This is a genomic window from Eubacterium sp. AF36-5BH, assembly GCF_003460505.1.
Classification (GTDB): Bacteria; Bacillota; Clostridia; order Lachnospirales; family Lachnospiraceae; genus Eubacterium_G.
This window is the reverse complement of record NZ_QTVG01000021.1, coordinates 1-3476: the sequence shown is the minus strand read 5'-3', so window position 1 is coordinate 3476 and position 3476 is coordinate 1. Positions and strand designations below refer to the sequence as shown.

General features: G+C 24.8%; 2 protein-coding genes. One reads left to right on the top strand and one right to left on the bottom strand.

Going from position 1 to position 3476, the window contains the following annotated elements:
* Window positions 1-59 precede the first annotated feature (59 nt).
* Window positions 60-1016, top strand: a complete 957-nt coding sequence (locus DW006_RS11955; protein ID WP_118000907.1) for an ATP-grasp domain-containing protein — start codon at window positions 60-62, stop codon at window positions 1014-1016.
* A gap of 101 nt (window positions 1017-1117) precedes the next feature.
* Here DW006_RS11955 and DW006_RS12200 read toward each other — a convergent pair whose 3' ends face one another.
* Window positions 1118-3400 carry a hypothetical protein gene (locus tag DW006_RS12200; protein ID WP_199521919.1) on the bottom strand — a complete coding sequence of 761 codons (2283 nt, stop codon included), beginning with the start codon at window positions 3398-3400 and terminating at the stop codon, window positions 1118-1120.
* Between the last annotated feature and the right edge of the window lie 76 nt (window positions 3401-3476).

The window sequence follows — 3476 nt, the reverse complement described above, 5'->3', positions numbered from 1 at the left end:
TGGATAATAGCTGATTATCTGTCTAGTTATTTTTTAATACATATCAATTGGAGGGAAAAATGGATTTAGTAGTAATATTAAATGTTAATCCAAATGAAAATACGGATAAAAAAATTGTCAACAATCGGGAATATACTCGTCGGGAATTAAAGACAATTTTAGCAAAAGGGCTTTCGGAATTTATTAAAAATATTATTTTTTATGATAATTTTGAAAAATTTAAAGAAAATGTACATCAACATTTAGATGATTTCGTTCTAAATTTCGATTTTGGATATAATAGCAAAATTAGAAATATGAATGTGCCTGCTTTTTGTGAAAACTATAATATTAAATATTTCAATCCTGATCCATATGTTCAGGTAATATGTCAAGACAAATTTATGACAGAAAAATTTGCTGAAAACTTTGAAATAAAAACACCTCAAAGTTTACTTGTTTTTTTACATTCTTATAACAAAGAACTTTTAAGCAACTTCAATTATCCAGTAATTATTAAGCCTAATTATGAATCTGAATCAATTGGAATCACTCAAAATTCTATCGTTTCAGATATAAACAAAGCTGATTATGTTATTAAGAAATTACTTAATGATTTTGATGGAATTCTTATAGAAGAGTACATAGAAGGCAGTGAAATAGCGATTACAGTATTTGGCAATGAAGATAAACTATTTTTTGAAGAGGTAGAACTCAATTTTCCAGAAATGGAAAAATTTAAATATAAAGCTTATACTTCTGAAATCAAGCAAAATATAGAAATCGAAGTAAAAAAAAGTTCTTACTTAAAACCTAAAGATATCAATCATATAAAACAACTTTATTATAACCTCTCACCTAACAAACTAATTAGAATAGATTGCAGAATCAAGAATTCTGAAATGTACCTAATAGAAATTAATGCGAATCCAGGATTGTATCCTAAATCCATTGTTCCTATGACATTTAAAGTTAATGGTTACACATATAATGAAATGTTAAAAAAACTTTTTCAAGATATCATAATAAACTTTTAGAAAATATCCTATGATAATAACACGAAAAATAAATCTTTTATTATCATAGGTTTTCTTTATAAAACACTAGTGGAATAATTCACGAAATTATTTAGCTAAAATTATATATTTAGCGGTAATTTCCAAGAGTTTTCATACATTAATTTATATTTATAATTCTCTCCAAATTTTATATTAGTAAGTAATAATTTAGATTTATAATATTCACTTTTTTCAAAATTAAACATTTTTACATAATAGTAATACAAATTATAATATATTTTATCCACGAAGCGTTTAAAATTTGTACGCTCAAGCATCTTCTCTAATTCCAAAACAATTTTTTGACATTCTAAGTTTGATTCATTATCACTTAAAATGTAATAAACAAGTAAATTATTATTAATCGCAAATTGATCATACTCGTCATACACTGTTATTTTTGCATTATTTAGCAGAGCAGGAATATCTTCATCAATCTCTTGATTATAAAATTTAATAGTTGCCTCATTATGAAGGATCATGTGATTATATATCAAATTATTTCCAAAAAAGTTTCTGGCTGTTAAAAGTGATTTTTCAGCTAGTTCGGTTTGCTGTGTCAGAGCATACAAGTAAGCAAGATATATTGCATGAAGCCCACAAAATTCATTATCATAAGACTTATAAAAATCTTCCGTAATAGATTCAACAATTGCTAAACGGTCATTAAAATCATCATAAAACACATTAGATAATCTAACTAAAAATGGATAAAGTGGCTCATACGTATATGCTTTTACTTCTTTATATATAGTAAATGCTTCTTCTCGCTGGTTTAATTGTATTAAATTCATTATAAGTACTAATGAAAGTTTAAAATAAACAGAAGATTGATTATTTAAATTTGCCAAATATGATTCAATATAATTTTTCGATTTTTCAAAATCTTCGCAACGATTCAAAATTAAAACTTTAAGGAAGATAGCTTCATCGTCAATATTATCTATTAAATTAATAAAATCTAATGCTTCAAAATATAAATTTGCTTCATAAGCTACTTTTGCAAATATTATTGCAAATTCTTCATCAAATTGATATAGTTCATTTCGGTTTATGCTAAATTTTTTGAAATAATCAACACGTTCAGCTTGCGTATTAAAGCTTTTTAATCTTTGACTAATTTTTTTTCGTAATGATTTTAATTGATAAAAATGTCCACTGTTTAAATAATATTCAACTAACACATCTAAATACCGACCATTAAATTTTGTGTTTAATTTTATGTTTAGGTTTTTAATAAGACCAGAAGCAACTGCATATTTTAAAGCGGGCTTAAAGTCATTCAAATTAACTATTTCATATACAAATGGTAAAACTGAAATGTAACCATTGTTTTTTTCAATTAAGTTTTTTTGATATAGTAAATCAATATCTGATGTCATAAAAGAGTTATTTAATTCGTTCGTAATTTCCTTTAATTCATCTAAATTTAATTTGCCTTTTGCATAACTAAGTAAAATTAACAAAACATTTTGCTTATCAGACAAATTATAGAGAATATCCTTGATGCTCCTTATTTGTATAGAAGTGTCTTTTCTCAATCTATCATTATAATCTTTTAATATACTTGAAATTTCTGCTAGATTTCCTTTGTCGATACTTTCTTTAAGTACATTTGAGTCAATCTTGTCGGCTTGTAATTCTAAATCATTCAATAATTGTTGAATATAGATTTCTATATGCTTGTTAGATAATTTGTTTAATAAATATTTATTAAGATAAATGCTATGGTTATTTTGTAAACAGTGTTCTATTCTTAAGCTAATCTTTTCATTATCACTCTCAAATATAAAAACACTTCCTCTTGATGATGTGATTAATTTACACAATAAATCAATTGACCCTGCATCAATCTCTGATGTATGATGAAAAACAATATGCATATTCGTCTTAGAAAATACGTATTTAGCATATTCAAATAGGTTTTCTATTTGTGCCTTTAAAATAAATTTTTCATATTGAATGGGTTCGTTAATTAATGTGGTAAATTCTATATCATATTCCTTACTTTTAGCAAATGCTTGTCCAAAAATTGCTGTAATTTTTAATAGTAATTGAACAGCTTTAGAGCTTTTAGTTTTCCAACTATAAAATGTCTTAAAATCGTTATATCCATATTCGATGCTAGTTTTATCTAATTCTAAAACCAGTCTTTTGAATGTTGCAAGTTCTTCATTATCATCTGATGGGAAAATATCTAATGGAATATATGAAAAATATTTTGACACTTCTTTTATGAATTCGGTTTTTCCTATTCCATGACTTGCTTCTATAATATAAACTTGGCTTATATTATTTTCTATGTTTTCATCATAATTATTTACAAAAGATTTAAGTTCTTCTTTTCGATTGATAAAAAACATATTCGCCTCCGTATACATTAAATATTTAATCATTAAATTTTGTAATTATATTTGAAAGATAATCAGCTATTATCCA